We start from the raw sequence: 26,343 nt of genomic DNA on the forward strand, positions 1-26,343 counted from the left end.
CCGACGACTTCTCGATCCGTGTCTCGGCCGCGGCCGACGGCCCCGACGCGGTGCCCTCCCTGCTCGCGTTCGCAGAGTCGCTCTCGGCCCGGACCCACCTCTGAGAGCCGGGGTGGAGACGGGGTTCCTCGAGCCGGCGTATGGCGCCAGGTCATTGGCCGACGTCCTGCCGTCGGTGAGCCATGCGCTCGGAGCAGGGGTCCAGGGGTGGTGCGACGTGCCGGCGCTCGCCCTGCCCGAGGCGCCGTCGTACGTCGTGTTCCTCGTCGACGGGCTCGGCGCCGACCTGCTCGCGGCCCACGCGCACGCCGCGCCGTACCTGTCCTCGCTGCTGACTCCGGAGGCGATCGGGACGTCCGGAGTGCCGTCGACCACGGCGACCAGCCTGACCTCCCTCGGCACCGGGCTGGTGCCGGGAGCTCACGGCGTCGTCGGCTTCACCTCGCGGGTGCCGGGTTCCGACCGGTTGCTGAACGCGCTGTTCTGGGACAAGGACATCGACCCGCTCCAGTGGCAGCCGCACGCCACCGGCTTCCAGCGGCTCGCGGAGGCCGGGGTGCACGTGACGACCGTGAACAAGCGGGAGTTCCGCGCCTCGGGGCTCACCCTCGCTGCCCAGCGTGGCGGCGAGTGGGTGGACGCCGATCGGGTCGGTGAGCGGGTCGCCGGAGCCGTGACGGCCGCGGCCGCGCGCCCGTCACTCACCTACCTCTACGACGGCGACCTGGACTGGACCGGTCATCGGTACGGCGTCGCCTCGTCGCAGTGGCTCCAACAGCTGGCGATCATCGACGCCGAGGCCGAACAGCTCCGTGACGCGCTCCCGTCACACGCCCGGCTCATGGTCGTGGCCGACCACGGGATGGTCGACGCCGCGCCCGAGCGCCGGCTCGACCTCGACGACAACCCGGCGTACCGCGACGGCGTGGTGCTGCTGGGTGGGGAGGCGAGGTTCCGGCACGTCTACTGCGCGGCGGGTGCGGTGCACGACGTCCGGGCGCGGTGGCGCGAGCTGCTCGGAGAGGCCGCCCTCGTGGTCAGCCGCGACGAGGCGCTCGCCTGCGGCTGGTTCGGCGGGGTGACCGCACCCGTGCTGCCGCGGATCGGCGACGTGGTGGCGGCCGCACGCGGCGACTGGGGACTCTTCTCCTCGGTCGACTTCCCCTATGAGACGCGGCTCGTCGGGCTCCACGGATCGCTGACCCCGGCGGAGATGCGCATCCCCCTGCTCGTCGACTGACTCTGGGGTCGGGCCCTGGCTCTATGGACGCACGCGATCTCCTGGGAGGATGCTCGACGGCGGAGGGAACGTGCGATGGCCATGCACTGGCGCTGCCTGATCGGGGTGCACCAGTGGCGCCTGGTCCAGACGGGCCGTCGGGACGCGTACTCAGAGTGCGTCCGCTGTGGGAAGCACGACTGGGTCCGCCACCTCAACCGTCACGTGGGTGGTCGCAGCTCCGGGAATCTGCCACCGGGTGGCTGACCACGACCCGGTGGACACGCGGTGCCCTCTCCACCAGGGACCCTGACACCTGCTGACCGCTCCGGGACCAGCGTGCCACGCGACGGAGTAGGATCGCGGCAGCGAGAAGGCCTCGCGGCACATCCCAGGAGGCACCATGTCGCGCCTTGTCCGGGCCTCTTCCGCAAGTCTTTCCGCGAAGGCTCGCAGGGTGTTGCTGGCTCTGCGCAGCGCCCGCTGCACCAAGGCGTGCGCGGTCGACCGTGAACTGATGACGCTACGCACCGACCTCACCCGGCACTCAGGTTGGAGCGCTGCCGGGATTCAGTAGAGGCCGTCCTGGCAGTCGACGGCTTGGTGAGGTCGGCTGGACTGACTCGGGTCGGTGGTCGTCTTGGGTGGAAGGTTGCTCATCGAGGAGCTGCGATCACCGGCAGGTCAGCCGGGGCCGGACAGCGCTGAGGTGTCGGCGCGTCCCGGGAGTGCCTGGCTGCCGAGGGGCGTGACGAGGTAGCAGGCTCGGTGGGGGCCCTGCCAGGTGTAGGTGCCGTCGGGATGTCGTTGGTATTGCCATCGTCCGGTGGTCTTGGCGTTGTGATGCCGTCGACACCGCGGCGCCAGCTTGGTGGCGGCGGTCTGGCCGGGTGGACCGCCGTCGTCGATGGGGACGTAGGGCGTGATGTGGTCCAGGTCGCAGCCGCGGGCGTCGACCCGGCACCACGGGAAGACGCAGTGCCGGTCCCGCAGGATCACCGTCTCCCGCATCCACTCAGGTGGGTCGTGCTCGTCGACGGAGTAGGCACGGTCCAGGTTCAGCACCGGGACGACGGTCGCTCGTGAGGATCCGAGCCACTCCTTGATCCGCCTCGAGGTGGCGGGCCCGAGCTTCTCCACCTCGCCCACGCCGATCGGGACCATCGGGTCGATCAGGTCCGACGGCGTGAGGTGGAGGTAGAGGCGGGTCCTGCTCAGCGACGGTCGTCGCACCGGGGGCGACTCACCGGGTGCCTGGCCGAACAGGTCGAGCTGGGACTGGGCGTCGGCGATCACACCCAGCGCCTTGGCCTTCCTCGCGCCGAGGGGATCCAGGTCGCCGAGCTCGGCAAGGTGGTGGGCGTGGTCGCAGACCAGGTCGTAGAGCTTGGTGAAGGCCAGCGTGTCGCCGGTGGCCTCCAGATGGGAGGTGCCGGCAAACGATCCGTCGGCCCGGTGGGTCAGGTGCACGTTCCACGACAGCTTGGCCTCTTGTTCGTCCAGCTCGACCGGGTCGGGGTCGAACCGGGCGGCGGCCTGGGTCACGATGCGGTCGATCAGCGCGCTCCCACACGTGTCGATCCGGTCTGCGAGCTGCTCGTCGACATAGGTGGCGGCCTGCTGGGAGAGGTGGTGGGTGGCCTGCGCCAGCCGCCGGGCCTTCCACGGCGCCACTGTCAGGTTGCGGACCTTCGCCCAGGTGTTCGGCAATCGGTGGGTCAGGTCGAGGGCGTCGGCCAGGGTCTGCATCCCGGTGAACGTGCTCACTCCGAGCGCGGCCGCGAACGGCTCCGGCGCGAACGCCGCGACCTGCGGACACCCCTCCCCACCCAGGTGCTCGTCCGAGCCGTCCAGGCCAGGGAGTCCGGCGTCGCCCCAGACCGCGGTCCCGGTGTCCGGGCTGGCCGGATGCAGCACACACCACTGCAACGCCAGCTCGAGCTTGGCCAACCCCGCCCTCCGCTCGGCGGTCTCGGCCTCGCTCACCCGCGCCAGCACCCCGGACGGGTCGAGGTCGTCGACCACGGTCCGGTCGTGCTGCTCGGCGGCGGTGATACCCATACCAGTATTGGACCAGAGGGCGCCGACACTCAGACCCCCGAAGCCGGGGTCCTCCACAGAAGCTCGCAAGGTTCTTTGTCGAGTCTTCTCGGCGCCGTTCGCGGCCATCCACGAGCGGGGCACCCGAGGCACCGCCGCGTGGTCTCGACAAGCTCGACCGACGCGGGCATGACTCAGCCGGCTTCGGGCCTGGCGGTTTCGAACTCCGTCGTGTCGAGCGTCCGGGCCACAGGTTGCGGCACGAGCTGGAAGCCGACGCCGCGTACCGCCATCAGGTCGAGCTCGACACCCGCCTCGGCGAGCTTGCGCCGGAGTCTCTTCACCAGTGAGTAGACGCTGTCGCGGTCGCCGATGTACCGCGTGCCCCACGCGGCTTCGTGGAGCCGCTCGTAGGACCAGACGGCACCGGGCGAGGCCGCCAGGCAACCGAGCACCTCGCGCTCGAGGTGCGACACGTCGAGGGACGTACCGTCCCAGCGCACGGTCGCCCGGCGGTGGTCGACCTCGAGCCGGCCGAGTCGGACCACCTCGTCGAGGTCGTCGGGGAACCGGGCCTGAGCGGCCGCCTTGGCCAGCAGGTCGACGGCCATCTGGGCGTCCGGCACCAGGACCAGCAGGCCCTCGCCGTCCAGCGCGGCGGCCACCCGGCCGCGCTCCTCCGGGTTGGCGCTCACGCACACGGTGAACGACTGTGGCAGCGATGTTCCGTCTCTGGAACTCGGCGCGGTGATGGTCATGCAATTCCTCCCGAGAACGCATGCTCCGAGCCCACCCGGAAGGGTGTCCCGGCACGCAGTACGAACCTAGTGACACACGTGACCCGAGTAAAGGATGTTGTACCAGTCAACGACCGGGGCGACCGGCGGCTGCCCGTCACGCGCCCGGTACGTCGTCCGGGTCGCGACCGGGTGCCGTCCCGGAGGCGCCCGGCAATGACCACCGCCCGACCTTGAGCCCCGGGTCGCGCGCTTCCTAGCGTCAGGCAGGCGGACCTGTGTCCGCTACGGCCGCCCCCCGGCGGCACCACTCGGGAAATCCAAGGGAGCCACACATGCCACGAAGAGGGCATTTGCGCACCATCGTCACCGTCCTCGCCGCGATGCTCGCGGTCCTGGGCCTCACCCTGTCCATGGCGGGGCCGGCCCAGGCCACCGGCAACGGACCAGCCGCCCGATCGGCGTCCGGCCACGCGGCCCACCAGAAGGCCGCCGAGCCCGACGGCAAGGTCGACCAGACCCAGAAGTCGGAGCAGGCGCACTACACCAACGCCGCGTGCAACCGGGCGCAGAAGGACTATCTGGCCAAGCACCTGGCCCGCTGCTTCAGCGTGGTCCGCACGGCGCTGGACCACCAGATCACGCCGGCCGCCGACCCGCCGCCCACGGCTCTGGGTCCGGCCGACATCCAGGACGCCTACAACCTGCCCGACTCCGGTGCGGGCGAGACCGTCGGGATAGTGGACGCGTTCGGCGACTCGCATGCCGAGGCCGACCTCGCGCAGTTCCGCTCCTACTACGGCCTCCCCGCATGCACGGTCGCGAGCGGATGCCTGACCATCGTCAACCAGGACGGCGACACGACCCCGTTGCCTCCGGACGACCCGGGCTGGGGCCTGGAGACATCGCTCGACCTCGACGCGGTCTCCTCCGCGTGCCCGAACTGCAAGATCCTCCTGGTGCAGGGCACCGACAACAGCCTCGACAACCTCGGCATCGCGGTCGACACCGCGGTGTCGCTGGGCGCCAAGTTCGTCTCGAACTCCTACGGCGTCCCGGGTGAGGCCCCCGACGAGCTCGGCTTCGATCACTACTACGACCACCAGGGCGTGGCCGTGACCGCCAGCACCGGCGACCAGGGCAACGTCACCAACTGGCCGGCGACCAACCCCAACGTCGTGGCGGTCGGCGGCACCTCGCTGACGTCCGACAGCTCTCCGCGCGGATGGAGCGAGTCCGCCTGGGCCGATGGCGGCAGCGGCTGCTCGCCGTACGAGCCGAAGCCCGACTTCCAGCAGGGCCTGTCGACCAGCTGTGACACCCGCGCCATCGCCGACATCTCGGCCGACGCCGACCCGAACACGGGTCTCGCGGTCTTCGACACGCTCGGCGAGGGTGGCTGGCTCCAGGTCGGAGGCACCAGCCTCAGCTCGCCCCTGGTGGCCGCCATGTACGCCCTGGCAGGCGACCCGGTCTCCGGCACCTACCCGAACTCCTACCCCTACGCCGACTCCGGTGACCTCTACGACGTCACCACCGGCTCCGACGGCGGCTGCGGCAACGTCTTGTGCAACGCCGGTCCCGGGTGGGACGGGCCGACCGGTCTGGGCACCCCGAACGGCGTCTCCGCGCTGACCACCGGTCCGCACGGGGTCGTCGCCGGTGCCGTGACCGACGCGTCGACCGGCGATCCGATCGCCGGCGCGACGGTCTCGACCCCCGACGGACACTCCGCGACCACGGACGCCTCCGGCCAGTACAGCCTCTCGCTGCCGGTCGGGACGTACGACCTGACCGCGTCGGCGTTCGGCTACGGCTCGAAGACCGTGACCGGGGTCGTGGTGGACCAGGGGCAGACGGTGAGCGAGCCGTTCGCGCTCAGCGCCGTCCCGAGTCACACCATCCACGGCACCATCACCGACGGCTCCGGTGCGGACTGGCCGATCTACGCCAAGATCACCGTCCAGGGCACCTCGGCCGCGACGTACAGCGACCCCTACACCGGTCACTACAGCCTCTCCTTGCCGGAGGGCGCGACGTACACGGTGCATGCTGAGAGCAGGTACCCGGGCTACCTGCCCATCGACCAGGACGTCACGGTCGGGAGCTCCGACCAGACGGTGAACCTGCAGGCGATGGTCGACCCGAGCACGTGCTCGGCCAAGGGCTACGTCTACAGCTACGACGGGACCTCGGAAGACTTCACCGGCTGGACGGGGTCCTCTCCTCAGGACGGCTGGACCGTCTCCGACGGGGCGGGCAACGGGCAGACGTGGAGCTTCGACAACCCCGGCAACCGGACGGCGCCCCCGGGCTCGGACGGTGACTTCGCGGTCGTCGACTCCGACCACTACGGGCCGGGCAACTCGCAGGACACCACGCTGACCTCGCCGGTGGCCGACCTGTCGGCCCAGACCGACCCGGAGATCGGGTTCGACACCGACTACAACGGGATCAGCAACCAGGTCGGCGACGTCGACCTCAGCACCGACGGCGGCGCGACCTGGACCAACGTCTGGGAGCAGACGACCAGCGATGCCAACGGTCACGTGGACCTGCCGATCCCGGCAGCCGCGGGTCAGTCGCAGGTGCAGGTGCGGTTCCACTTCACGGCGACATGGGGCTGGTGGTGGATCGTCGACAACGTCTTCGTCGGCACCCGCTCCTGCGTCGCACAGGGTGGCGGACTCGTGGCGGGCACCGTCCGCGACGACAACACCAACCAGCCGGTCAACGGCGCCAAGGTGGCCAGCGACCCCCACCCGGACGAGTTCGGGGTCTCGGCGGCGACGCCGGACGACCCGGCAGTACCGGACGGGTTCTACTGGCTGTACTCGTCGCAGACCGGCACGACCACGTTCCACGCCACCGACGGGAAGTACACCGCGGCGACGGCGAACGTGAACGTGGCGGCCAGCTTCACGACCCGGAAGAACTGGACGCTCAAGGCGGGGCACCTCACGGTCTCCCCGACCAGCCTGAGCGCCACGCTTCGGCTGGGCAGGTCCGCCACCCGGACGGTGACCTTCGGCAACGACGGCACCAGCCCGGTCCACGTGGACCTCGGCGAGCAGAACGGCGCGTTCACGCCGATGGTGAAGGGCCAGAAGGGCGCCCCCGTGGTGCACCTGCAGGGCACGTTCTCCACGAAGGCGATGGTGACCCAGAACAAGTCCGCGAAGCCGGGCTCGAAGGGCTACCAGACACCGTCCCGGTCGACGACGCCCGCGGCCCCGCCGTGGACGGGCATCGCCAACTTCCCGACCAAGACGATGGACAACGCGGTCGCCTACGGTGACGGCAAGGTCTACTCGATCGCCGGGTACAACGGCCTCGCGAACGTCGCCGACGGCTACGTCTACGACCCGTCCACGCAGGCGTGGACGGCCATCGCAGACGCCCCGGCTCCGCTCGAGTCGCCCGCGGGTGCCTACGTGGACGGTCACGTCTACCTGATCGGCGGTTGGGACGAGCTCGGCAACGCCTCCAGCGGTGTCTACGCCTACGATCCGTCATCGGATTCGTGGTCGCAGAAGGCCGACCTGCCGGAGACCGTCAGTGCCACCAGCACCGCCGTGCTCAACGGTCAGCTCTACGTCATCGGTGGGTGTACGACGGGCAACTGTGCACCGACCAGCGCCAAGGTGTTCAGCTACGACCCGGGCAGTGACAGCTGGACCCAGCACGCCGACTACCCGCACCCGAGCGCCTTCACCGCCTGTGGTGGCGTCGGGAACGAGATCGTGTGTGCCGGTGGCGACAACGCCGACACCGACACGACCACCAAGTCGGCGTACGCCTACGACCCAGGTGCTGACGCCTGGACGCAGGTGGCCGACATGCCGGCCGACGACTGGGCCGGGATCACCAGCACGGCCGACGGCAAGCTCCAGGTCTCCAGTGGCGTCATCAACAACAGCGTCGCGGTGACCAACGAGGGCTGGGAGTACGACCCGGCCGGCGACAGCTGGAGCGACCTGCCGGCGGCGAACAATGCCGAGTACCGCGGCGGTGGCAGCTGTGGGATGTACAAGATCGGCGGTTCGACCGGCGGGTTCAGCCCGACGCAGTTCGCCGAGGTCCTGCCCGGTTACGACCAGTGCGGTGGGGGCGCGGACGTCCCCTGGCTGTCCGAGGACCCGGCGTCACTCGACGTCGCGCCCGGGCAGACCGTGACGGTCACCGTCGGGATGGACTCCTCGCAGGTCGACCAGCCCGGCACGTACGACGCCAAGCTGGCCGTCGGGACCGACTCGCCGTACTCGATCACTCCGGTCGGGGTGGAGATGACGGTCACGCCTCCGAGGTCGTGGGGCAAGGTCCGGGGCACGGTGACGAACGCGGCCACCGGTGCACCGATCCCGGGTGCCACCGTCGACCTCTGCACGATGTACGACGGGCAGACGGGTAACTGCGGTCCGGTCGAGTTCACGTTGAAGACCGACGCGAACGGCTACTACCAGCTGTGGTTGGCGAAGGGCTACAACCCGCTGCAGGTCATCGCGGCCAAGGACGGCTACACGCCGAAGACGAAGGTCGTCCGGATCACCGCAGGCGGCACCGTGACCGCCGACTTCGCACTGAAGAAGAGCTAGGAGGTCCCTCCCAGGAGGGTGCCGGGGAACACGGGGTCCCCGGCACCCGCACGTCTGCCCGTCCGCGGTCACCGACCCGTCGCGACCGGACGCGTGGGGTCGGCGATCCAGCCGCTCCAGCTGCCGGGGTAGAGCGCCGCGTCGTAGAAGCCGGCGAGCCGGAGCGCCAAGAGGGTCTGGGTCGCGGTGACGCCCGAGCCGCAGTACGCCGCGGTGGCCACGCCGTCGGCGACCCGCAACACCTCGAAGCGTCGCCGCAGCTCGTCGTCGGGCAGGAAGCGGCCCAGCTGGTCGGTGTTCCCACTGAGCGGGGCGTTGATCGCGCCCGGGATGTGTCCCGCGACCGGGTCGATCGGCTCGTGCTCGCCGCGGAACCGCTCGGCGGCGCGGACGTCCAGCAGGACACCGTCGCGCGCCACGGCCCGCGCCTGCCCGGCGTCGACGACCGGCAGCCGACCGGGCGTGCCGTCCCAGTCACCCGGCTCGGGGACGACGGGCTCGGTCGAGACGGGCCGGCCGGCGGCGGTCCAGGCGGCGAGCCCGCCGTCCAGGACCAGGACGTCGTCGTGACCGGAGTCCCGGAGCAACCACCAGAGCCGGGCCGCCGCGGTCCCCGGACCGTCGTCGTACACGACCACGCGCGAACCCCGCCAGATGCCCGCACGGCGTACGGCGGCCACGAACGCTGCCGTGTCGGGGAGCGGGTGTCGCCCGCCGAGACCCGGGGGAGCGGCCAGATCGTCGTCGACGTCGAGGTACGCCGCGCCGGGCACATGGCCGGCGTCGTACCGCTCGCGTCCCGTCGCCCCGGTCAGCGCCAGCCGGGTGTCCACGACAACGGCCTCGAGGCCGTCCAGGTCGTCGACTCCGAGCAGCAGGCCGGGCCGGATCACGTCGAACGTCCGATCAGGACCCGAACGGCAGCGGCTCGGGCGACAGGGCTACGGCGCGCGCCCGGGCGGCGGTGAGCCGGCGCCGGTGGTGTTGCCGGCAGAGCACCTCGTAGGCGACCTCGGCAGGTGGTCCGTCCGTCGAGTCGACGTCGCCGACGACGATGACCTCTCCCTCGATGACCATGACGCCGTCCTCGGTGCGGGCGTTGTGGGTGGCGCGCTTGCCGCACCAGCAGAGCGCCTCGACCTGGAGGACGTTCATCCGGTCGGCGAGCTCGACCAGGCGTGCGCTGCCGGGGAAGAGCCGGGTACGGAAGTCGCTGAGGATGCCGAACGCGAAGACGTCGATCTGGAGCTCGTCGACGACCTTGGCCAGCTGGTCGATCTGGACGGTGGTGTAGAACTGCGCCTCGTCGCAGATCAGGTAGTCGACCCGGGCTCCCGCCGTGAGCGAGTCGACGACGTACCGCCAGAAGTCGAAGGCGTCGGAGACCTCGATCGCGTCGTGGGTCAGCCCGAGCCGGCTGGAGAGGATCGACTCACCCGCCCTGTCGTGGGTGGTGAAGATCCGCCCGACGCGGCCGCGCTGCGCGTGGTTGTGGTTGGTCTGCAGGGCCAGCGTGCTCTTGCCCGAGTCCATGGTGCCGGTGAAGAAGTGGAGTTCAGCCATCGCGCGGCGATTCTGTCACGACGAGCGGCGACCTCGGCCAGGACGCGACGAAGCCCGGCAGCTCCCTGGCTGCCGGGCTTCATCCACCGCTCGAGGGAGGGCCGAGTCGGTTTGAGTCCGAGGAGCTCGGCCTCCCCGTGTCGGTCGAGCCCCTCGGCGTTCGCGCGTGTCTCCGGGCACCCCTCGGCCCAGAGCCAGGTCTCGAAGGTAGGACGATCCGCACCCGCCGCAGGGCGGTTCGCGGCAGAAGCGACCGTTCGGTCGAAGCCGACTAGTCGGTGTGGGTCAGGTAAATGAACCGCCGGGTTTTACCAGTGCACGCCCTTGAAGACCTTGGCGAGCATGATCTGCTCCGATTCTCGGGCCCCTTGCGAGCCCTCGCCCTTGGCGGCCGCCGAGTCGGGGAACACGTGGTAGGCGAGGTTGAGCACCCGGAACGCGAGCTTGGGTGCGACCGTGTGGGCGACCGCGCCGGCGTTGCCCAGCAGGGTGTTGATCTCGTGCGGCCGCTGGACCATCGCCTTGATCACGAGGTCGGCCGCCTGCGCAGGGGAGATCGTGGGGAACTTGTCGTAGATCCTGGTCGGGGCGATCATCGGCGTCCGCACCAGGGGCATGTGGATGCTGGTGAACGTGATCCCGTCGCCGACCAGTTCCGAGGCGACGACGTTGCTCCAGGCATCGAGCGCGGCCTTGGACGCGACGTACGCCGAGAAGCGTGGCGGGTTGGTCTGGACGCCGATCGAGGAGACGTTCACGACGTGGCCGTGGTGTCCCTCGCGCATCGTCGGGATCAGACCCATCATCAGCCGGATCGCTCCGAAGTAGTTCAGCTGCATGGTGCGCTCGAAGTCGTGGAAGCGGTCCTGTGAGAGCCGCAGCGAGCGGCGGATGGAGCGGCCCGCGTTGTTGACGACGAAGTCGATGGACGGCAGGTCGGTGCTCAGCTGCGCGCAGAGCGCATCGATCGCCTCGAGGTCGGAGAGGTCGCACGGATACACGTGGGCGGTGCCGCCGCGGTTCTCGATGGTGGCGCGCGTGGCCTCGAGCTTGTCCTTGCCCCGCGCGACCAGGACCGGGATGCCGCCGGCCTGGGCGACCTTGAGCGCCGTCACCTGGCCGATGCCCGAGGAGGCGCCGGTGATCACGACGTACTTGCCGGTGAGAGCCTCGCGCGCCCCGGCGTCGTTCGCGGTGGAACGGTCGAGGTGGTCCTCCCAGTAGCTCCACAGGGTGCCGGCGTACGACTCGAGATCGGGCACCCCGATGCCCGAGCCGGCCAGCGCCTTCTCGGTACGCCGCGAGTCGAAGACCGGGCGGAACGACGAGTGCGCGAGCACCTCGGGCGGGATGCCGACCCGGCCGACGGTCTGGTCGAGGACCGCCCGGACCGGTGCCGTGCGGATCAGGGTGCCGGCCAGGCGGAACGGCCTGAGCGGGCCGGGGAGGATGCCGAGCAGTCCGCCCGCCGTGCTCCGGTCGACGGGTGTGGCGAATCGAGGCGCGCCGGCCGCCGCGCAGAACGCGTTGACCAGGTCGGCGACCGGCTGAGGCTCGGGGTTGACCAGGTGGAACGCCTCGCCGTCGTGACCGTCGAGGTGCGCGAGGTGGTCGATCGCCGTGGCGACGTAGTCGACCGGGACGACGTTGGTGTCACCCAGATCGGCACCGACCAGCGGTAACCACGCCGGCAGCCGATCGCGCAGCATCTTGATGGCGGGGAAGAAGTAGTAGGGGCCGTCGACCTTGTCCATGGCGCCGGTCTCGCTGTGACCGACCACGATCGCCGGGCGGTAGACGCGCCACGGCCCGGTGGACTCCTCGCGGACGATCCGCTCCGACTCGAACTTGGTGCGGTGGTAGGGCGAGGTCAGGGCCTGGCTCTCGTCGAACATCGACTCGTCGAACGGACCGTCGTACTCACCGGCAATGGCGACGGAGCTGACCTGGTGGAAGCGGCCGACCTCGAGCGCCTCGGCCAGCTCGATCGCGTGGCGGGTGCCGTCCACGTTCATGGCCTGGTTGGCCTCGTCGTCGGCCGTCATGTCGTAGATCGCCCCGAGATGGAAGAGGTGGTCGATCTGGCCGCGATGCTCCTCGACCCACACCTCGTCCACGCCGAGCCGGTCGGCGCCGAGGTCACCCACGACCGGGACCACCCGGTCGGTACCCCAGACCTCGATCATCTTCTCGAGCCGCGCCCGCGACCCCTCGCGGACCAGCGCGAACACCGTGCCCTCGCGGTGGTCGAGCAGCGCCTCGACCAGATGTCGCCCGATGAACCCGGTCGCGCCGGTGACGAAGTACGACATGCCGGGAGACTACTCGGAGGTAACCGCTGGGATCAGGCGCGGCTTTCGTCGTTCGGACCGCCGAACATGATCTCGTCCCAGCTGGGGACCGAGGCGCGGCCGCGGGTCTTCTTGACCGGTTTGCGTGACGGCGGCTCGTGGCGGCGGGAGTCGTCCGAGTCGTCGCCCGAGTCGTCGCCCGAGTCGTCGCCCGTCTCGTCGCCCGCCCCGTCGTCCACCCCGTCGTCCGCCGTGTCCTCCGCCTCCGGCTGAACCTCGGCCGGGGACTCGGGCGAGTCGAGATAGGCCTCGACCGGAGCCTCCGCCCCGAGGGCGGCGGTCTCGTCGGGCCGGTCATGGGCGACCTCGGGCTCGGGATCCTCGCTGACCAGCTCGATGGCGTCCTCACCGAGCGGCAGCTCGTCGGGAGGTACGGCGGAGAGCCGGCGCCGGCGGGCGTCGGACAGGTCGTCGCGGGTGGTCTCCGACTGCTCCGCGGGCGGGTCGGACACCTCGCCGATCAGCCAGTGCGCGTCGTCGTCGTCCGCGACGACGTAGTTCCCCGGCGCGTCGAAGGAGAAGTGCGCGGCGCCGACGTGGCCGGTGGTCGTGTACGAGCCGGTCAAAGTCCAGCGGCCGTCCTCCCGTCGCCAGGCGTCCCAGGCCACGGTGTCGGGGTCCACGTTGCGTGAGCGCAGGTGACTGCCGACGGCTTCGCCGAGGGTTCGCGCGGACGCCGCCGCGCCGCCCTCGACGGGGCGGCGGCGGATCGAGGCCCGCTGGGCGCGTTGGGCGACGTGGGCGCGCTCGGCCAGGACCGGTGCGGCGTACGGCATCACCTTGTCGACGGACGTGCCGGCGACCTGGGCGACGGACTCGGGCGTCTCCCCGGCCCGGATCCGCGCCTGGATGTCGCGTGGGCGGAGGGTGGATTCCATCTGTCTCTCCAACTGGCCGGTCCGTGCCTGCTCGCCGCCCGGTCCCGAGCCGTGGTCGGATGCCTGCTCCGACGTCTGGCCCGACAGTGCGGCCCGTAGCCGGTCGTCGACGTCGACGGTGAACTCCACCCTCGCGTCGCTCACGAGCAGCAGCGTCTGGCCGTCCTCACTCACCCCGGTGAATCTGAGGTGCACCATGGCCGTTGTCGCTCCCGCCTCGCTCCCGCTCGTACCTGCTCCGGTGCGGCCGAGCCTACGCCAGCGCACGCCGCCCGCCCGGTTGGTCGTACGGCGCGCCACCCGGGTCTCCGGACCGGCGTGACCTGCCGCTTCGATGGACCGGTCAGTGGCCGAGCACCCGCTTCAGGTAGTCGTTGGCGAACAGCCGGTCGGGGTCGAGCCGCTCGCGGAGGGCCAGGAAGTCGTCGAACCGCGGGTACGCCGGCGCCAGGTCGCTCGCCGTACGGGTGTGGAGCTTGCCCCAGTGCGGTCGTCCCTCGTGGTCGCGCAGGATCGCCTCCATCGCCTCGAGGTACGCCGCGTGCGTGCGCCAGTCGGAGCGGTGGTGGGTGTGGAAGGCCAGGTAGAAGGAGTCGCGGTCGTAGGCCGTGGACAGCGCCACATCGTCCGCCGGCGCGACGCGGATCTCCACCGGGAAGCTGATCCGCCAGTCCGACCTCTCGATGGTCCTCCGCGCCTCGCGCAGCGCGTCCAGCCCGGCGGCGCGCGGTACGGCGTACTCCATCTCGCGGAAGACGACCCGCCGCGGCGAGGTGAAGACCCGGTGGGCGACGTCGCTGTAGGTGCGTGCCGAGAGGGCACGCGCCGAGACCTGGTTCATCCGCGGGATCGCGCCGGGAGCCCGGTTGGCCGCCGCGGTCAGGGCGCCGAACACCGAGTTGGAGAGCAGCTCGTAGTCGACCCAGCCACGGAGTCGCCCGACGGGCGACGCCTCGGAAACGTCGGCGTCGAGCCGGGTGTTGCGCTTGGTCAGCATCCGGTCGGTGTGGGGGAACCAGTACATGTCGCAGTGGTGGCTCTCCTCGACCATCGTGTCGAACGTGCCGAGCGCCTCGTCCCACGACATCGGCTGCTCGTGCGCCTCGAGCAGGAAGAGCGGCTCCACGGCGAAGGTCACCGTGGTCAGGATGCCCAGGGCGCCGAGCCCGACCCGGCCGAGCTCGAACACCTCGGGGTTGGCGGACGCCGAGACGTCGAGCAGCTCGCCCGTCCCGGTCACCAGCTGGAAGCCCGCGAGCTGCGCGGCCAGCCCGGCCGCGACGCCGCCGGTGCCGTGCGTCCCGGTGGACACCGCGCCGGCCAGGGTCTGCTCGGCGATGTCACCCATGTTGTGGAGCGAGAGGCCGAGCCGCTCGAGCTCGTCGTTGAGCACCTTCAGTTGGGTGCCGGCGTACGCCGTGACCGTCATCGCGTCGCGGTCCACGGCGATGATCCCGGCCAGCCGGTCGGGCCGCAGCATCATGTCGCCGGGCGTGGCGATGCCGGTGAAGGAGTGGCCCGTGCCGACCATCTTGACCGTCGACCGCGCCTCGCGGGCCGCGACCACGGCCTCCACCACGGCGGCGGGCGAGGCCGGCGAGCTCACGCTCCGGGGCTCGGCCGACTCCAGGCCGGACCAGTTCTGCCACTGCACGGAGCGAGCCTAAATCCTCGTCGTCGCGCTCTCGCGTGAGGTGAGCGCCGCGCAGGCGGCGCCCAGCCCCGCGACCAGGGAGACGAGGTACGCCGCCGAGGCGCCGTGGCTGTCGATGACCTGGCCCGCGATGGCGGCGCCGGGAGCGACCCCAGCGACCGCCGCGGTCTCCACGAGCGTCATGCCCTCGGTCAGCCGCGACCGCGGGATGTTCTTCTCGACCAGGGAGAGGCCGGCAATCCCGGTGGGGGCGATGGCGAACCCGGCGACGAACAGCCAGACCGCCATCACCGGCAACGACCCGATCACGCTCAGCGGGATCATCGCGACGAACATCCCGACTGCACCCCACCGCAGTCGCGTGGACGGGCTGACCCGCCACTGCACCATGCCGGTGATCACGCCCGCGATCAGGCTCCCGGCCGCCCAGATGGCCAGCAGGAACCCGGCGTACCCCCGGTGTCCATGTTCCGTGGCGAACGCGACGGTGGTCACCTCCGCCGCTCCGAACAGCGTGCCCAGAGCCAGCCAGACCAGGCACACGGGGCCGACCACCGCCAGGCGGAGCCGCTGCACACCGGCCCCCCGGACGCGAGGCGCCGCCACCGGAGCGGTCGACCGCTGGGCGGCGAAGAACAAGGTGCCGGACGTGCCCGCGACGATCGCGATGCCCAGCGCGGCGACGGGGCTCCAAGCCGTGGCGATGACCGTGATCAGGATCGGGCCGGTGATGAAGACGACCTCGTCGACCGAGGACTCGAGCGCGAACGCCGTGTCGATCTCGGGGCGCTCGTCGAGCACGTGCGACCAGCGTGCCCGGACACACGCGCCGATCTGAGGAAACGCGCCTCCCGCGACCAGGACACCGGCGAACGCCGCCCACTCCGGGCCGCCCGACTGCACCACGACCACGAACGACGACATCGCCACCGCGAACACCACGGCAGCCACCGTCAGCACCCGACCCTGGCCGAGGCGATCCACCAGGCGTGCCTGCGGGATCGCCAGAGCCGCGGCCGCGAGGAGGTACGCCGCCGACATGGCACCCGCCAGTCCGTAGGACCGGCCGACGCCGGTCACCAGCAGCACGATCCCGATCGTGTCCATGGCGATCGGCAGGCGGGCGACCAGCGCGGAGCCGCTGAACCGCAGGGCTCCCGGCACGCTCAGGATGCGGCGGTACTTGTCGAACATTCCTAGAAGACCGACAGCTCGCCGGCCCCGCCGGGCTCGTCGGCGGCCTGGCGGTCCTCCGGGTCGAAGGACCGCGGCAGGGCCAACGAGGCCAGCGCGGCGACGACTCCACTGCCGAGCGCCACGAGGTACGACGGAGAGGCGCCATGGGCGTCGATCACCAGGCCGGCCAGCGCCGCGCCGGGGGCCAGGCCGGCGGCCAGGCCGGTGTGGCTGATCGCGATGCCCTCGGTCAGCCGGGCCGCAGGCACCCCGTGCTCGATCGCCGAGAACAACGCGATCAGGGTCGGCGCGATCGCGAAACCGGCAACGAAGAGCGCCACGCCCATGGCGAGCATGGAGCCCACGAACGACATCGGCACCATCACCAACGCCAACAGCGCGGTGCCGACGCGTACGCGCGGGATGGGGGCGAGACGCCAGGCGAGCGTGCCGGTGATCAGGCCGGCCACCATGCTCCCGGCCGACCAGGAGGCGAGCAGGACACCGGCGTACGGCTTCGCGTGCTGCTCGGCGGAGAAGGCGACGGTGCTGACCTCGGCGGCGGCGAACATGGAGCCGAGTGCGCAGGAGACAGCCGCCAGGATCACGACCGGCGTCCAGGGCATCGCCGGGCGGGCCGACGACAGCCGCGAGACGCGCTGGGGGACCGGTTGCGAGCCGCGCTGCGCGGCCAGCGCGAGCGTGCCCGGCACGCCCGTGACAAGTGCCAGGCCGAGCCCCGCCCACGGATGCCACTGCGTGGCCAGGACGGTGGCGACGGTGGGCCCGATGACGAAGATGACCTCGTCGATCACCGACTCCAGGGCGTACGCCGTCTGCACCTCCGCCGGGCGGCCGGCGAGCACGTGGGACCACCGGGCCCGGACGGCCGAGCCGATCGGCGGGTACGCCGCCCCGGCCACGAAGGCTGCGGCGAACGCGAGGGGCTCGGGCCACCCCGCCTCGAGGGCGGTGACGAGCCCGACCACCCCGACGGCGTACACCGCGGCCACGACGGGGAGCACGACCGACTGGCCGAGCCGGTCGAGCAGGCGCCCCTGGACCACCGACGACAACCCGTTCGCGATCGTGTACGACGCCGAGAGCGCGCCGGCCAGGCCGTAGGACCGACCCAGCCCGGTGACCAGCAGGACGATGCCGAGCGTCGAGATGGAGATGGGCAGCCGGGCGACCAGCGCGGTCAGGCTGAATCGCCACGCTCCGGAGCGCGCGAGCACGGTGCGGTAGCGGGTGAACATGCTGTTCGGAGCGTAGGGCACGATGACGACATGCCGCCGCTCGACGTCTCGCCGTACGACGCACTGCTGCTGGTGTCGTTCGGCGGCCCGGACCGGCCGGAAGACGTCGTTCCGTTCCTCGACAACGTCACCCGTGGCCGCGGGGTCCCGCGCGATCGGCTCGAGGAGGTCGCTGAGCACTACTTCCTCCTCGGCGGGAAGAGCCCCATCAACGACCTCAACCGCACGCTGCTCGAGGCGATCCGCGCCGACCTCGCCGCCCACGACCTCGACCTCCCGGTGTACTGGGGCAACCGCAACTGGGACCCCTACCTGACCGACACCGTGTGCCGGATGAGGAAGGACGGCGTCGCCCGGGCCGCGTGCTTCGTCACCAGTGCCTACTCGTCGTACTCCTCGTGCCGGCAGTACCGCGAGGACCTCGCCGCGGCGGCGGGCCACGGCGCACCTCGGCTCGACCGGCTGCGCTCCTACTACAACCACCCCGGCTTCCTCGAGCCGACCGTCGACGCGGTGACCGCCGCGGTCGCGGACCGGCCGGCTGCTCGACCGGTCTTCGTGACCCACTCGATCCCGACCTCGATGAACGACGGCAGCGGCCCCCGGGGCAGCGCCTATCTGGCCCAGCACAAGAACGCCGCCGCGTACGTCGCCGAGCGGGTCGCGACGGTCACCGGACGCGACCCGGGCCACGACCTGGTCTTCTGCTCGCGGTCGGGGCCACCGCAGATGCCCTGGCTCGAGCCGGACGTCAACGACCACCTCGAGCGGCTGGCCGGCGACGGGGTCGAGTCGGTCGTGCTGGTCCCGATCGGTTTCGTGTCCGATCACATGGAGGTCGTCTACGACCTGGACACCGAGGCCCTGGCCACGGCCGCCCGGCTCGGGCTCGACGCCGTACGGGTCCCCACGTCGGGTACCGACGCGCGTTTCGTGGCCATGGTCCGCGAGCTGGTCGTCGAACGCGCTGCCGTCGAACGGGGCGACCGGGTCGACCGAGTCTCAGTCGGCGGTGAGCCGCCGTGCTGGGACCTCTGCGCCGCGGGCTGCTGCCCCAATCCGCGTGGTGAGAAGCCGGCCCTGGGCGGAGCGGCATGAGCAGCCTCTCGTGACCGAGCACGACAGCCACGCCCTGCGCGATCTGGCCCTGAGGACCGCACGCGAGGCCGGCGACCTGATCCTACGGCTCCGCGACGAGGGGGTCGTGGTGGCCGGCACCAAGTCCAGCGAGATCGACATCGTCACCCGCGCCGACCAGGCCGCCGAGGCCCTGGTCAGGGAGCGGCTGCTCGACGCCCGACCGGACGACGGGATGGTCGGCGAGGAGGGAGACCACCTCGGTGGCACCTCGGGCGTCGTGTGGATCGTGGACCCGATCGACGGCACCGTGAACTATCTCTACGGTCTTCCTCACTTCGCCGTCAGCATCGCCGCCGAGGTGGACGGGGAGGTCGTCGCTGGGGTGGTGGTGGCACCCGCTCTCGCCCTTGAGTACGTCGCGACCCTCGGCGGCGGCGCGACCTGCAACGGCCGTCCGATCCAGCCACGACCGACCGTGCCGCTGGGCGAGCGCCTGGTCGGTACCGGCTTCAGCTACGAGCAGCCGGCGCGGGCCCGCGAGGCGACGTACATCTCCCGGCTCCTGCCGCGCGTCCGCGACCTGAGGAGGCTCGGCTCCTGTGCCCTCGACCTGTGCGCCGTCGCCTCCGGAACGCTCGATGCGTACGTCGAGGAGGGCCCGCACATCTGGGACCACGCTGCCGCCGGGTTGGTCGTCTTGGAGGCCGGTGGCATCCTTCAGGTCGCCCGCTCACCGGGTGACAAGCGGCTGTTGATCTGCGCCCCCGAGGACGGGTTCGCGGAGTTCCGAGCGGCCGTCGTCGACGCCGGTTTCGTGGGTGGCGAAGGGCCCGACGGTCCCCGCGAGTCCCGGGAATAGCCGCCGCTCACCTTCTGTTCATGAGACACGACGCGATCCGAAGGTGCGGTCCGGACAGTCTTCGGGCACAATCGGCGCGCCGACGAGGGCGCCGGGGCACCGGCGCAAGATGGGGAGAAAGACACACACGCATGGCCACCGACTACGACGCACCTCGCAAGAACGAGGAAGACCAGTCCGAAGAGAGCATTGAAGAGCTCAAAGCGCGTCGGCACGACAAGAACTCCGGCAAGGTCGACGAGGACGAGGCCGAGGCCGCCGAGTCGTTCGAGCTTCCGGGCGCCGACCTCTCGCACGAAGAGCTGGCGGTCGAGGTGATGCCGCGCCAGGAGGACGAGTTCACGTGCCGGAGCTGCTTCCTGGTCCATCACCGCAGCCAGCTGGCGGACGAGAAGCGGTTGATCTGTCGCGACTGCGCTGCTTGAGCGCACCCACGACCGGGACCGACCCGGCCCGACACAGCAGGTATCGACGAGCCCGCCCGGGATGACCGGGCGGGCTTTGTCGTCCCTCGAGGCGGCGCAAAAGGGCAGCGATCACGCCGAGTCGTCATCTGACGACTCGGCGTTCTTCAGTCCTTCTGCAGCTGCGGCGGCAGGTGTCCGGCTGATCGCCGGTAGTAGTTCGCGGCTCGACGTTGCGCGAACATCCGGACGAGCGCGACGAAGGTGCCGCTGACCACAGCCCAGGCCACCGCCTCGCCCATCCGTACGTCGGGATCCGCCGGGTTCTCCGGCGGGTGCTTCCCGGTCGCGGCCCTCCAGCCGGTGTTGATGGCCTTCTTGGCCAGCGCCGCCGCGCCGAGGGTGGCCACGAGGGAGAAGGCGGTCCACAACTTGCTGCCGCCGGCGGAATCAGCCATGCACGCAGGCTATCGCGCCGTCCCGGAGCCGCTGATCACCCGGATGGCCGCCACGAGGTGCTCGGGGTCGCGGGTGCTGAGCAGCCAGTACGGCGCCGGGTCGCGTTCGTCGCGCACGACCACCTTGACGCTGCGCTTGAGGTAGGGCCGCAGGAGCAGGTAGGCGCGGGCGTCCGCACCCGGGCCGGCGACCCGCCGCGTCTCGGCCGCGTCCAGCGGCTCCGCGTCACCGAGGAACTCGCCGCCGATACGCGCGCGCCCCGCCCGCAGCCAACCGTCCTCGACGTCGACGCGCGGCGCGCCGTAGCCCGCGAGCAGCCCGACCATGACCAGCAGGAGGAAGGCCGTCGCCGACCAGGCGACGATGCCCGGGGTGGAGACCACGAACGCCAGCCAGAACGTCGCCACCAGCATGGTCCCCTGCACCCACCAGCGCAGGGGCACGCTCAGCCGCTCGTGGTGCCCGGCCGCAGCCGGGTCGGGGGTGTCGGGCACAGGCACAGCCAACCATCCTGGCCGGGGCGCACGGAGACAAGGTCCCGCCCGTGACCGACCGCGAGCCCGAGTCGTGCCCGAGTCCGGCCCGGCCGCCCGCCACGGGATCTCCATCGTGAACACGCCCGGCACCATCGACGCCGGCTACCGAGGCGAGATCAAGGTGCTCCTGGTCAACCACGACCCGCGCGAGCCGGTGGAGCTGCACCGCGGCGACCGGGTCGCCCAGCTGGTCATCCAGAGGTTCGAGCAGGCGGTGCTCACCGAGGTCGACGCCCTGCCGGAGTCGGTGAGGGGGAGCGGGGGATACGGTTCAACCGGAGGTTCGGGCGCACTCGGTGAGCCCACCCCCGACCACCCGTGACACTTCGCTGGGAGACGCACTGATGTTCCGCCGCAAGGCAAGCTCGGAGCCGGACGAGGCCGTCGAGGTCGAGGGTGGGGTCCCGGACGACGTCGACGGTCCCTGGGACTCCGACGAGACCCCCGACGACGGGCTCGAGCGGGTCGACCTCGGCTCGTTGCGGGTGCCGCCGCGGGACGGCACCGAGCTCCGGCTCCAGGTCGACGAGAACACCGGCGAGGTGCAGTCGGCGATGCTCGCCGCCGAGGAGGGTGCCCTCGAGCTGCGCGCGTTCGCGGCGCCGCGCAACGGCGATCTGTGGACCGAGGTGCGGCCCCAGATCGCCGCCGACATCTCACGGCACGGTGGCACCGCGACGGAGCGCCAGGGACGCTGGGGCACCGAGCTGGTGTGCCAGATGCAGGTGGTGCTGCCCGACGGCAACCAGGCCATGCAGCCGTCCCGGATCATCGGCGTGAACGGCGCTCGCTGGCTGCTGCGCGCGACGTTCCTGGGCCAGCCGGCGACCGAGCCCGACGGCGCCCAGGACTGGGAGAACGCCCTGGCCGCCGTCGTCGTCCATCGGGGGACGCACGCGATGCCGGTCGGCGACGCACTGCCGCTCACTCTCCCCGACGACGCCCAGCGACTCAGCTGACCGGGCCCCGGTTCCTGGTCCGAGCGCCTAGGCTGGAGGCATGGGCGAGAAGAGCAAGCTGCGGCGTTCGATCAGCAGCTGGGCCAACGCCGACGACCAGCACGCCCGTGAGCTGCGGGAGACGACCAAGGCCGGGCGTTGCGACCTGATCGCGGACTGCTCCGACCGGACGCCGGTCCGGCTCCGCGGCACCCTGAAGACGGTGACTCTGCGCCCCCGCGGCGGCGTACCGGCGCTGGAAGCGGAGCTGTTCGACGGATCCGACTCGCTGGTCCTGGTCTGGCTCGGCCGGCGCGAGATCGCGGCCATCTCACCCGGTCGGTCGCTGGAGGTGGAGGGCCGGATCGGCCGGCACGGAGGCGACCGGATCATCTACAACCCCCGCTACACGCTGCTGCCCTGACCGCCCGAGCGGCGCCGACCGCCACCCGACGTACGGACACCCGATGACTCCAGCACCTCCGACGACCGACACCGTCGAGGCCCTGGTCCGGCGACAGCTCAGCCAGGCGCTCGGCGGCCGCCGCGGGATGATCGAGGCGGCCGTGCCGACCCTGACCTTCACCGTGGTCTGGCTGATCACCCGACACCTCGAGCTCGCCCTCGGTGCCAGTGTCACGGTCGCCGTGCTCGAGCTGATCGCGCGGATCGTCCAGCGCCAGACCGTGAAGTTCTGCGTCAACGCGCTGGTCGGCATCGCGATCGGCTGGTTCTTCGTGCACCTGGCCGCCAGCCGTGGTGGCAGCGCGGACGACCAGGCGCTGGCGTACTTCGTCCCCGGCCTGCTCTACAACGCCGGGTACGCCGTGCTGATGGGCCTGACCTGCATCACCGGCTGGCCGCTGGTCGGCTTCATGATCGGCAGCGTGACCGGCGACCCGACAGCGTGGCACGCCGACCGGCAGGTCGTCCGGCTGTGCACGCGGCTCACCTGGCTGCTCCTCCTGCCGTGCGCCATCCGGGCCCTGGTCCAGGGTCCGGTGTGGTTGGCCGGCCACTCGGGGAGCCTTTCCCCCGACACCGCCGTGGCGGCGCTCGGCGTGCTCAAGATCGCGATGGGCTGGCCGTTGCAGCTCGCCGCGCTGGGCGCCATGTCCTGGCTGCTGGGGCGCAACCACACGCCCCTCCAGGCGGTGGAGCGGGTCACACCTGCGAGTGGCCAGGGTTGAGCAACGTCTCCAGCTCGTTCTCGACGTCGGCCGACACCACGAAGAGCAGCTCGTCGCCGGCCTCGACCGGCTGGTCGCCGTCGGGCGGATAGACCTGGCCGTCGCGCAGGATGGTGACCAGTGCGACGTTCTCCGGGAAGGGGATCAGGCCGGACGGCTTCCCGACGTACGGCGAGTCCTCCGGCAGCGTGAGCTCGACGAGGTTCGCGTTGCTCTGGCGGAAGGTGAACAGCCGCACGAGGTCGCCAACGGTGACCGCCTCCTCGACGAGCGCGGACATGATGCGCGGGGTGGAGACGTTGACGTCGACGCCCCAGGCCTCGTTGAACAGCCACTCGTTGTTGGGGTGGTTGACCCGGCCGACCGTGCGTGGGACCGCGAACTCGGTCTTGGCCAGGAGCGACGTCACCAGGTTGGCCTTGTCGTCACCGGTCGCCGCGATCACGACATCGCACTGGTCGAGGTGGGCCTCCTCCAACGACGAGAGCTCGCACGAGTCGGCCAAGAGCCACTCGGCATCGGGGACGCGCTCGGGCTTGATCGCTCGCGGGTCCTTGTCGATGAGGAGCACCTGGTGGCCGTTGGTGATCAGCTCGCGGGCGATCGAGCGGCCGACGGCCCCGGCTCCGGCGATGGCGACTCTCATGTCAGACCTTCACGTTCACTCGTCTGGGCCTTCGTGGATGACCTGATAGGCGCCGGCCGCGTTCTCCTCGCGCATCACCAGGTGGAGGAGGTCGTGCTCCTGGATCACGCTGTCGATCGTGGGCAGCATGCCCTCGCCGAGCCGGTCGATCCAGGCGATCCGTGACTTCGAGGCCGCCTGGAACTCGACGGTGCGGTGGCCGACCCACGCCGTCGGCGCGGGGACCTGGTCGACCCGGATCGTGCCGGACGGGTCGCGGAAGTCGGGCTCCGCACCGACCGGCAGCAGTCGGCGCAGCACCTGATCGGCGGTCCACTTCACGGTGGCGACGGTGGTGATGCCGAGCCGCTGGTAAACCTCGGCCCGGCCCGGGTCGTAGATGCGGGCCACGACCTGGTCGATCCCGAAGGTCTCGCGAGCGACACGCGCGGCGATGATGTTGGAGTTGTCGCCGCTGGAGACGGCCGCGAACGCGTCGGCGCGTCGGATACCGGCCTTCTCCAGGACCTCCTGGTCGAAGCCGTAACCGGTGATCTTGTCGCCGTTGAACCCCGGGCCCAGGCGACGGAAGCTGTCGGGCTCGCTGTCGATCACGGCGACGGTGTGGTTGCGCTCCTCCAGATCGCGCGCGAGGGTCGACCCGACCCGGCCACATCCCATGATCACCACGTGCACGGAGAAACCGTATCCTGTCCCCTCGTGGGTGTCGGAGACGTCTCCAAGCGAATCCTCCTGGGTCGCAAGCTGCGGAGCAGTCAGCTCGGCGAGACGCTTCTCCCGAAGCGGATCGCCCTTCCGGTGTTCGCCAGCGACGCCCTCTCCTCGGTCGCCTACGCGCCCGACGAGGTCTTCATCATGCTCGGGCTCGCCGGGGCGTCGACCTACATCTGGTCGTGGAAGATCGGCCTCGCCGTCGCCGTGGTGATGCTGACCGTGGTGGCGTCGTACCGCCAGAACGTGCACGCCTATCCGAGCGGTGGTGGCGACTACGAGGTGGCGACGGTCAACCTCGGGCAGACCGCAGGCGTGACGGTCGCGTCCGCGCTGCTCGTCGACTACGTCCTGACCGTGGCGGTGTCGGTCTCGTCGGGTGTCCAGAACGCGGCGGCAGCCGTCCCGTGGATCTCACATCACGAAGTGGTGGTGGCGGTCGTGCTGGTCCTGGCACTGGCGGCGACGAATCTGAGGGGCGTTCGCGAGTCGGGCGCCTTCTTCGCGGTCCCGACGTACTGCTTCATGGCGGGCGTGCTCGGCATGGCGCTCGTCGGTGCCCTCCGGGCCTCCGACGGGCACCTCCCCGACGTCGAGAGTGCGAACTTCCAGATCATCCCGGCGCCCGGGTACGACGGCGGAAACCTGACCGGACTCGCTCTGATCTTCCTGCTCGCGCGCGCGTTCTCGTCGGGCTGCGCCGCGCTGACCGGGGTCGAGGCGATCTCGAACGGCGTACCGGCCTTCCGCAAGCCGAAGAGCCGCAACGCCGCGACCACGCTGCTGCTGCTGGGCACCATCGCGGTCACGATGCTGATGAGCATCATCGTGTTGGCGCACCACATGCAGATCAAGTACGTCGACGACGTCTCGCGCCTGCGCGACGAGCAGGGCAACCCCATGCCGTCGGGCTACGACCAGCCGACGGTGATGGCGCAGATCTCCAAGGCGGTGTTCGACAACTTCACGCCGGGCTTCTACTTCGTGCTGGCAGCGACCGGGATCATCCTCATCCTCGCGGCCAACACCGCGTTCAACGGCTTCCCGGTGCTCGGCTCGATCCTGGCCCGCGACGGGTTCATGCCCCGCGCTTTGGGTTCGCGCGGTGACCGGCTGGCGTACAGCAACGGGATCCTGGTGCTGGCCTTCTTCGCGTGCATCCTGATCGTCGCGTTCGACGCGCAGACGACTCGCTTGATCCAGCTCTACATCGTCGGCGTCTTCGTGTCGTTCAACCTCAGCCAGCTCGGCATGATCCGGCACTGGACGCGTCACCTGAAGGCCGAGACCGACCCGGCCGCACGTCGCCGGATGCATCGCTCGCGGATGATCAACACCTTCGGCCTCGGCATGACACTCACCGTGTTCATCATCATCCTGCTCACCAAGTTCCTGGCCGGCGCCTGGATCAGCATCCTGGCGATGTGCGCGTTCTACGCGCTCATGCGCGGCATCCGGCGCCACTACGACAAGGTCAATCTGGAGCTGGCTGCCGACGAGGAAGACCGCTTCATGCCCACCAAGGTGCACGCGGTCGTGCTGGTCTCCAAGCTGCACAAGCCGACCCTGCGGGCACTGGCCTACGCCAAGGCGACCCGGCCGAACGTGCTCGAGGCGGTCTACGTCTCCGCCGACGACGCCACCACGAAGGCGCTGGTGCAGGAGTGGGACGACCGCAACCTCGGCGTACCCCTCAAGGTCCTCTACTCGCCGTACCGCGAGATCGTGCGGCCGATCGTCGAGTACGCGATCCAGATCCGGAAGGCGAGCCCGCGCGGCGTCGTGGCGGTCTACATCCCGGAGTACGTCGTCGGCAGGTGGTGGGAGCAGCTGCTGCACAACCAGACCGCGCTGCGTCTGAAGGGGAAGCTGTTGTTCACCCCGGGCGTCATGGTGACCTCGGTGCCGTACCAGCTGGAGTCCTCGCAGATCGCCCGAGACCGGGCCCGCCGTGACAGCGAGCGGGTCAAGGCCGGCGACCTGCGTCGCGGGACGGTCCGCAGCGGTGGGCGGGTGCCGCCGGGCAAGCAGGTCCATCGATGATCGGC

General features: G+C 70.8%; 23 protein-coding genes and 1 pseudogene. 11 read left to right on the top strand and 13 right to left on the bottom strand.

Going from position 1 to position 26,343, the window contains the following annotated elements:
- The first annotated feature begins 14 nt into the window (after nucleotides 1-14).
- Entirely contained in the window at nucleotides 15-104 is a 90-nt protein-coding gene (locus tag VGJ24_RS01420; protein ID WP_331498798.1) for a hypothetical protein, read from the top strand.
- Between the two features lie 8 nt (nucleotides 105-112).
- On the top strand, nucleotides 113-1,240 hold the full coding sequence (locus VGJ24_RS01425; RefSeq protein WP_331498669.1) for a nucleotide pyrophosphatase/phosphodiesterase family protein: 1,128 nt from the start codon (nucleotides 113-115) through the stop codon (nucleotides 1,238-1,240).
- A 663-nt stretch (nucleotides 1,241-1,903) separates the two neighbouring features.
- On the opposite strand, the gene VGJ24_RS01430 is transcribed toward VGJ24_RS01425, so the two are convergent.
- On the bottom strand, nucleotides 1,904-3,280 hold the full coding sequence (locus VGJ24_RS01430; protein ID WP_331498670.1) for an HNH endonuclease signature motif containing protein: 1,377 nt from the start codon (nucleotides 3,278-3,280) through the stop codon (nucleotides 1,904-1,906).
- A 173-nt stretch (nucleotides 3,281-3,453) separates the two neighbouring features.
- Nucleotides 3,454-3,954 (bottom strand): winged helix-turn-helix domain-containing protein, encoded by a 501-nt coding sequence (locus tag VGJ24_RS01435; protein WP_331498671.1) that lies wholly within the window; start codon nucleotides 3,952-3,954, stop codon nucleotides 3,454-3,456.
- Nucleotides 3,955-4,349: 395 nt separating this feature from the next.
- Here VGJ24_RS01435 and VGJ24_RS01440 point away from each other — a divergent pair, with 395 nt between their 5' ends.
- Complete coding sequence (locus tag VGJ24_RS01440) at nucleotides 4,350-8,591, top strand: carboxypeptidase regulatory-like domain-containing protein (protein WP_331498673.1); 4,242 nt, start codon at nucleotides 4,350-4,352, stop codon at nucleotides 8,589-8,591.
- Between the two features lie 68 nt (nucleotides 8,592-8,659).
- Here the strand turns inward: VGJ24_RS01440 and VGJ24_RS01445 are convergent, their stop codons facing one another.
- From VGJ24_RS01445 to VGJ24_RS01475, 7 genes are all read right to left on the bottom strand, one after another.
- Nucleotides 8,660-9,484 carry a sulfurtransferase gene (locus VGJ24_RS01445; RefSeq protein WP_331498675.1) on the bottom strand — a complete coding sequence of 275 codons (825 nt, stop codon included), beginning with the start codon at nucleotides 9,482-9,484 and terminating at the stop codon, nucleotides 8,660-8,662.
- A 13-nt stretch (nucleotides 9,485-9,497) separates the two neighbouring features.
- Nucleotides 9,498-10,154 carry a thymidine kinase gene (locus VGJ24_RS01450; RefSeq protein ID WP_331498676.1) on the bottom strand — a complete coding sequence of 219 codons (657 nt, stop codon included), beginning with the start codon at nucleotides 10,152-10,154 and terminating at the stop codon, nucleotides 9,498-9,500.
- A 308-nt stretch (nucleotides 10,155-10,462) separates the two neighbouring features.
- Nucleotides 10,463-12,466, bottom strand: a complete 2,004-nt coding sequence (locus VGJ24_RS01455; RefSeq protein ID WP_331498677.1) for an SDR family oxidoreductase — start codon at nucleotides 12,464-12,466, stop codon at nucleotides 10,463-10,465.
- A gap of 32 nt (nucleotides 12,467-12,498) precedes the next feature.
- Complete coding sequence (sepH, locus tag VGJ24_RS01460; RefSeq protein WP_331498678.1) at nucleotides 12,499-13,581, bottom strand: septation protein SepH; 1,083 nt, start codon at nucleotides 13,579-13,581, stop codon at nucleotides 12,499-12,501.
- 145 nt (nucleotides 13,582-13,726) lie between these two features.
- Nucleotides 13,727-15,037, bottom strand: coding sequence for a D-arabinono-1,4-lactone oxidase (locus tag VGJ24_RS01465; protein ID WP_331498680.1), 1,311 nt, complete (start codon nucleotides 15,035-15,037; stop codon nucleotides 13,727-13,729).
- A gap of 9 nt (nucleotides 15,038-15,046) precedes the next feature.
- The gene (locus tag VGJ24_RS01470) at nucleotides 15,047-16,231 is read right to left on the bottom strand and encodes an MFS transporter (protein WP_331498681.1); all 1,185 of its coding nucleotides are present in this window, start codon (nucleotides 16,229-16,231) and stop codon (nucleotides 15,047-15,049) included.
- Nucleotides 16,232-16,233: 2 nt separating this feature from the next.
- On the bottom strand, nucleotides 16,234-17,472 hold the full coding sequence (locus VGJ24_RS01475) for an MFS transporter (protein ID WP_331498682.1): 1,239 nt from the start codon (nucleotides 17,470-17,472) through the stop codon (nucleotides 16,234-16,236).
- A 30-nt stretch (nucleotides 17,473-17,502) separates the two neighbouring features.
- On the opposite strand from VGJ24_RS01475, the gene VGJ24_RS01480 reads away from it, so the two are divergent.
- The 3 genes from VGJ24_RS01480 (at nucleotide 17,503) to VGJ24_RS01490 (ending at nucleotide 19,836) form a co-directional block, all read left to right on the top strand.
- The gene (locus tag VGJ24_RS01480; RefSeq protein WP_331498683.1) at nucleotides 17,503-18,570 is read left to right on the top strand and encodes a ferrochelatase; all 1,068 of its coding nucleotides are present in this window, start codon (nucleotides 17,503-17,505) and stop codon (nucleotides 18,568-18,570) included.
- A gap of 10 nt (nucleotides 18,571-18,580) precedes the next feature.
- Nucleotides 18,581-19,411 (top strand): inositol monophosphatase family protein, encoded by an 831-nt coding sequence (locus tag VGJ24_RS01485; RefSeq protein WP_331498684.1) that lies wholly within the window; start codon nucleotides 18,581-18,583, stop codon nucleotides 19,409-19,411.
- A 131-nt stretch (nucleotides 19,412-19,542) separates the two neighbouring features.
- Nucleotides 19,543-19,836, top strand: a complete 294-nt coding sequence (locus tag VGJ24_RS01490; protein WP_331498685.1) for a DUF4193 domain-containing protein — start codon at nucleotides 19,543-19,545, stop codon at nucleotides 19,834-19,836.
- 146 nt (nucleotides 19,837-19,982) lie between these two features.
- Here the strand turns inward: VGJ24_RS01490 and VGJ24_RS01495 are convergent, their stop codons facing one another.
- Complete coding sequence (locus VGJ24_RS01495) at nucleotides 19,983-20,273, bottom strand: DUF4235 domain-containing protein (protein ID WP_331498686.1); 291 nt, start codon at nucleotides 20,271-20,273, stop codon at nucleotides 19,983-19,985.
- Between the two features lie 9 nt (nucleotides 20,274-20,282).
- A complete protein-coding gene (locus tag VGJ24_RS01500; protein WP_331498687.1) occupies nucleotides 20,283-20,774 on the bottom strand; it encodes a DUF3093 domain-containing protein in 492 nt (163 codons plus the stop codon).
- Between the two features lie 43 nt (nucleotides 20,775-20,817).
- Between VGJ24_RS01500 and dut the strand changes: the two are divergent.
- The 4 genes and pseudogenes from dut to VGJ24_RS01520 form a co-directional block, all read left to right on the top strand.
- A pseudogene (gene dut, locus VGJ24_RS01505) lies at nucleotides 20,818-21,132 on the top strand (dUTP diphosphatase); the annotation flags it as partial.
- Between the two features lie 22 nt (nucleotides 21,133-21,154).
- On the top strand, nucleotides 21,155-21,769 hold the full coding sequence (locus VGJ24_RS01510) for a DUF3710 domain-containing protein (RefSeq protein ID WP_331498689.1): 615 nt from the start codon (nucleotides 21,155-21,157) through the stop codon (nucleotides 21,767-21,769).
- Between the two features lie 40 nt (nucleotides 21,770-21,809).
- Nucleotides 21,810-22,172, top strand: coding sequence for an OB-fold nucleic acid binding domain-containing protein (locus VGJ24_RS01515; RefSeq protein ID WP_331498690.1), 363 nt, complete (start codon nucleotides 21,810-21,812; stop codon nucleotides 22,170-22,172).
- A 43-nt stretch (nucleotides 22,173-22,215) separates the two neighbouring features.
- Nucleotides 22,216-22,938, top strand: coding sequence for a DUF3159 domain-containing protein (locus tag VGJ24_RS01520; protein ID WP_331498691.1), 723 nt, complete (start codon nucleotides 22,216-22,218; stop codon nucleotides 22,936-22,938).
- Here the strand turns inward: VGJ24_RS01520 and VGJ24_RS01525 are convergent.
- Nucleotides 22,913-23,584, bottom strand: a complete 672-nt coding sequence (locus VGJ24_RS01525; protein ID WP_331498692.1) for a TrkA family potassium uptake protein — start codon at nucleotides 23,582-23,584, stop codon at nucleotides 22,913-22,915. The two genes, VGJ24_RS01520 and VGJ24_RS01525, sit on opposite strands and share 26 nt — an antisense overlap.
- Before the next feature lie 15 nt (nucleotides 23,585-23,599).
- Complete coding sequence (locus VGJ24_RS01530; protein WP_414691030.1) at nucleotides 23,600-24,244, bottom strand: potassium channel family protein; 645 nt, start codon at nucleotides 24,242-24,244, stop codon at nucleotides 23,600-23,602.
- Between the two features lie 39 nt (nucleotides 24,245-24,283).
- Here VGJ24_RS01530 and VGJ24_RS01535 point away from each other — a divergent pair, with 39 nt between their 5' ends.
- Nucleotides 24,284-26,338, top strand: coding sequence for an APC family permease (locus tag VGJ24_RS01535; RefSeq protein WP_331498694.1), 2,055 nt, complete (start codon nucleotides 24,284-24,286; stop codon nucleotides 26,336-26,338).
- Nucleotides 26,339-26,343: the final 5 nt, after the last annotated feature.

This window comes from Nocardioides sp., assembly GCF_036493135.1.
Lineage (GTDB): Bacteria > Actinomycetota > Actinomycetes > Propionibacteriales > Nocardioidaceae > Nocardioides.